Genomic DNA, 4,748 nt, shown 5'->3' with positions numbered 1-4,748 from the left:
TCGCGGCGGCCTACATCGGATCGGGCATGCTCGTCCGGGCCGTGGATCGATTTACCACGGAAACCGGCCAACTCACGGGACATCAAGGAGAGGTCTTTTCCAGACTCTCCGAAGTCGGATTGTATCTTCTCGCCGCGCTGTTGCTGTTGAGCGTCTGGCAGGTAGACATCCGGGCGTTCCTCATCGGCGCGGGATTCCTCGGCATCATCATCGGTCTCGCCGCGAACGAAACGCTGAGTTCCCTCATCGCCGGGTTCACGCTCATGTTCTCGCGGCCGTTCGAGATAGGGGACTGGATTCAGGTGCCGCTGGAAGACGGGACGAGGACCGACGGCATCGTCACCGACATCACGCTGTTTTCGACGCGAATCGAGACGTTTTCGGGGAAGTACGTGATCCTCCCGAACGACCTCGTCGGGTCGAACACGCTCGTCAACTACAACCGAAAGGGACGGCTCAGGTTGGAGGTCGAAGTCGGCATCGACTATGGTTCGGACCCGAATCGCGCCATCGACATCGCGAAGGAGACGATGGAAAACTCCCGGGTGGTGTTGAACGTCCCGCAACCGGACGCTGTACTGACGGGGTTCGGGGAGTCGGCAGTCCTGCTCGAACTCCGGTTCTGGATCGACCGACCGAGCAGTCGCCGCCGATGGCGCGCGACGACCGACGTCATCGCGTCGGTGAAGACAGCGTTCGACCGTGAAGGGATCAAAATCCCCGTCCCGCAGCGGGAAATCGCGGGACGGGACGATACCGGCGGGTTTCGAATCGCGAGCGAACGGCGCGACCGACGCGGCCGGTCGGAACGCTCGGAGCGTTCCGAGTGACCGCTACCCCGTCAGTTCGGGGAAAAATCGACCGTGGAAATCGAACGGGATCGAATGCGGAACCTCGGCCCGCGCGAGTTCGGCGAGCGACTCGCCGTCCACGACGATCAGCGACGACCGTTCGGTTGCGGGGTCGAGCGAGAGCGTCAGGATGACGCCGTCGTCCACACGCTCGCCGTCCGGGTTGGGAACGAAAATCGGCTCGCCCAGATAGCTGCCCTCGTCCGCGAACTCCACCGCCCGATGCGTCTCGGTGTCGATCTTCGCAATCGCCTCGGGCCACGTCGTCATCTGTGGGTCGGGCGATTGCGCGTAGACGTATCGGTGTTTTCGACACCAGCGGTCGGGCGACGTGGTCGGGAGCGCCGTCCCGTCGTACATCCGCTCGCGCTCGACGGTTTCCGATTCGGGATCGACACGAAAGCGCTCCAATCGGCCGCTCAGCCCGCCGAAATTACCGTCTCGAAGATTGTCGATGTACAACACCTCGATGGCGGTCGCATCCGGCACGGTTTCGAGGTCGAGGACTATCTCCCCATCGTCCTCGTAGGCGTTGGCGTGGTGGAAACCGAAGAACGCCTCCGTCCGCGGTGCCGCGACGACGGTTCCGCGTCGGCGGTCGATGACGAAAAAGCGCGTGCCGCGTTCCGGTTTCCACGTGAAATTCTCGATGAACGGACCCTGTGCACCCGGTTTGATGAAGTCGAGCGGGTTCACCACGAACGGGAACTCGGTGAGGACGACGTAGTTCGGCGTCAGCGCGAAACTGTGCATGTACGCCGGTTCGTCCACGGGAATCGAGCAGATGTGCTCGCGGTCGGTCGCCGAGGGTATCGAGTGGACGTGATAGTGACAGTTCCGTCCGAACGAGGTCTCGAAATTCACGAGTTCGTCCGTCACCGGGTCGCGTTTCAGGTGGGCACAGGCGAGGTTTCCGGCGGGTTCCGGCCCGTCGTACTGGACGTGACCGAGCGTTTCGAGCGTATCCGGGTCGAACGCGACCCAGCGCGGCAGTTCCGTCAGTGCGAGATAGTCGTCACCGATCCGCTCGGCGATGATGTTCGCGTTGTCGTACGGTTTCTCGAAGAGGAACGCCCTCAGGCGGTCGCGGAGCGTCGTGTTCCCCGTCGCGAACCCGCTCTCGAAATTTCCGTTTCGGGCGGATCGGTAGGCGTCGCTGCGAACGAATCGGTTTCGGTAGGTGACGCCGTCGCCGAAGGTGAACGCGTGGAGCATCGCCAACCCGTCGAACCAGTGGTCCACCGACGACCCGGCCATCTCGAACGCGCCGGGACCGTTTCGAATCAGCGTGCCCGAGAGCCAGTCCGGTAGGGTTCCGGTGACGGAACAATCGTGGTCGATCTCGTCGGTCAACGAGCGAAAGCCGATGGAGGACCGGGCAGTCATTTCGTGAGACGAGGAACCGACGAATCGTAACTGTTCGGCCCGATCAACCCAGTTCGTCCAGGCAGTTTCCGCAGTAGTCGGCGTACTCGGGATTTACCGCACCGCACTGACCACATCGTACCTGTCCTCCGCCCGTCGAACTGGTCGTTCGGGACCGTTGTACGCCACCGTATCCGAACATGGCGGCCGTTATCGGCGATTCGGGGATCGGTCCGAAATCGCCGTTCATCGTCCGGTTGACGAGGTCGTCGTCGCGGAGTGCCATCATCCCCCGCCACAGACCGAGAAACAGTACCGTCGGCGCGACGACGAGAACGCCAGCCACGAACACTCGGAACAGGGTTTCGAGGCTCATGAGACCTACTGGCACCGCATCGACTTAGCTCTGTATTCGACGGTTTGCCGAGGACAGGACCCAGCGGAGACAGCTCAACCGCTGAGTATACCTTGTGTGATGACGTATCGAGTAGCTACTCCGGGATGATGGGTGGCCGTTTCCGCTCCGTACGGTGGTGGTACATCGCCGCCGCAGTCCTCGCCGTCGGAACCGCCGGAACGTATCAGTTCTCGTGGCCAGCGATTCGCGGCGCGTTAGGAGCACACGCCTCGGCCTCCGGGACGGAACTCGGGGCGGTATTCTCGGTGTTGGTGGTCGCGGAGACGCTCACCGCGTTCCCCGCCGGATGGATCCGTGACCGCTACGGCCCCCGGCTCCCGTTCTTCGTGGCCGCGGCCCTGCTGTTCGGCGGGTTCGTCGGTGTCAGTTTCGTCCCGTCGCTCCCAGCGCTCTACCTCTGGTTCGCGCTCGGCGGTGCGGGTATGGGAATCGCCTACGACGTCGCGATAAACACCCCCTCGCGTTGGTTCGTCTCGCGCCGCGGGATGGCGACCGGCGCGGTGAGCATGGCGTTCAGCGGAACGAGCTTTCTGCTCATCCCGTTCATCAAGAGCGCCGTCGAAACCTCCTTCTCCCCGACCCTGTTCGTTTTGGGCGTCGCCGCGGGCATCACGGGTGTGATCGCCGGACTCGTCATCCACGATTCCGAGGAGGAGTGGGACGACGAATCGGACACGACCGCCGATTCGAAAGGCGACAGTTCGAAAGGCGACGGTTCGAAAGACGACGATCCGATGACCGCCGAGTCGGCGGTCATCGGATCGAACGTCACGTGGCGGACGATGGTTCGGTCGCGTCGGTTTTGGCTGTTGTACGTCCTCTTTGCCGTCGTCAACGGCGTCGGTCTCGTGCTCGTCGAGAAGGTCATCGTGTACGCGACTCATCTCGGCCTCTCCGTGACGGCCGCGACGGCGGCAGCGTCCATGGTCGCGTTGGGGCAGGCGACGGGCGTCATCGTCATCGGAACCGCGTCCGACCGTTTGGGACGGGAACGGACCCTTGCCGGTTCGGTGGTCTGTTGTGGGATCGCGCTCACGGCGCTGGTCGTCTCGGGGGGGATGGGATTACAGTGGGTGTTCGTCGCGCTCGCGTGGCTGACGATGTTCTTCAGAGCGCCCTCGTTTTCCATCCTCCCGGGACTCGTCGGCGAGTACTACGGCGAGGAGTACTCCTCGGAAAACTATGCCGTGATGCTCACGGCGAAGTTGTGGGGCGGCATCTACGGCGGGTTGGTGGCCAGCCTCCTCGTGATTCGGATCGGTTGGTCACCGACCTTCCTGTTGAGCGCAGGATTGGCGTTCGTCGCGGGGGTCATCGCGCTCGTGTTCCTCCGGTCGTGAGTCATCGCCGACTTCGTTCGACGACGGTTCCCTCCGAACCGACCGCGACGGCACAGTTCGGCCCGACCCCGACACCGAGAAGGTCCCCGTCCGCTGGGACGACGATACGCTCCCACTCGTTTCCGTTCCTCCGTTCGAAGACGGCGTTCGCACCGCAGACGACTGCCAATTCGTCCGTCATCGAAATAGCCCGAAGTTCCGCATCCCCGAGACGGTTCGGCGTCCACGTTCCGTCGGCGTATCGACAGCAGACGCCGTCGTCGGCCGTGACGTACGGCCCGTCGGCGTCCTCGACCGCCGCCACGTCGGTCAGGGTGCCGTCCACGTTCCCGATGCCGATTCGACGGAAACTCTCGCCACCGTCCGCCGTCTCGAACACGCCGTCGTTCGTGTCGCAGAGGTAGCCGACGGACGAATCGACCAGCGTCGCGGCGCACAGACTCGACCCGCTTCCGGGTTTCGTGGGCGCATCCCATGCGAGATCGCCGTCTCGGTATCGCCCGCGGAGCACCTGCCCGGAACCGTTGGCGAGCAGAATCGTCTCGTCGCCCGCCGTTCCGGCGGCCGCGACGGCCGTCCAATTGTCCGTGACTCCGTTCGGTGCCGAGTAGTCGGTGTACCGGTCGGTTTCCGTCTCGATCCGACCGAGTGCGCCGCCATCCCCTGCGACCCAGACCGCAGCACCGTCGCTCGTCGCATCGACGCCGCGGAGGTCGGCCCCGTTCGCACCCGGTCCGTCTTCGAGCACGAAATCCCAGTCGTTCTTCGCGGTAC

Annotated in this window: 5 protein-coding genes; 2 read left to right on the top strand and 3 right to left on the bottom strand. The window is 63.9% G+C overall.

Features of this window, described 5'->3' with window-relative positions:
• Window positions 1-830, top strand: an 830-nt coding sequence (locus WBV42_RS10380; protein ID WP_423985963.1) for a mechanosensitive ion channel family protein, incomplete at its 5' end; no start/stop codon positions are given.
• A gap of 3 nt (window positions 831-833) precedes the next feature.
• Here WBV42_RS10380 and WBV42_RS10375 read toward each other — a convergent pair.
• Both WBV42_RS10375 and WBV42_RS10370 read right to left on the bottom strand, forming a co-directional pair.
• Window positions 834-2,237 (bottom strand): carotenoid oxygenase family protein, encoded by a 1,404-nt coding sequence (locus tag WBV42_RS10375; protein ID WP_423985962.1) that lies wholly within the window; start codon window positions 2,235-2,237, stop codon window positions 834-836.
• Between the two features lie 43 nt (window positions 2,238-2,280).
• Window positions 2,281-2,592, bottom strand: a complete 312-nt coding sequence (locus WBV42_RS10370; protein ID WP_423985961.1) for a hypothetical protein — start codon at window positions 2,590-2,592, stop codon at window positions 2,281-2,283.
• A 125-nt stretch (window positions 2,593-2,717) separates the two neighbouring features.
• Between WBV42_RS10370 and WBV42_RS10365 the strand changes: the two genes are divergently transcribed.
• Window positions 2,718-3,974, top strand: a complete 1,257-nt coding sequence (locus WBV42_RS10365) for an MFS transporter (protein ID WP_423985960.1) — start codon at window positions 2,718-2,720, stop codon at window positions 3,972-3,974.
• Window position 3,975: 1 nt separating this feature from the next.
• Here the strand turns inward: WBV42_RS10365 and WBV42_RS10360 are convergent.
• Window positions 3,976-4,748, bottom strand: a 773-nt coding sequence (locus WBV42_RS10360; protein WP_423985959.1) for a WD40/YVTN/BNR-like repeat-containing protein, incomplete at its 5' end; no start/stop codon positions are given.

Source organism: Haladaptatus sp. (assembly GCF_049589095.1).
GTDB lineage: Archaea > Halobacteriota > Halobacteria > Halobacteriales > Haladaptataceae > Haladaptatus.
The sequence above is the reverse complement of the archived record's forward strand: the minus strand, read 5'-3'. Positions and strand labels throughout refer to the sequence as shown.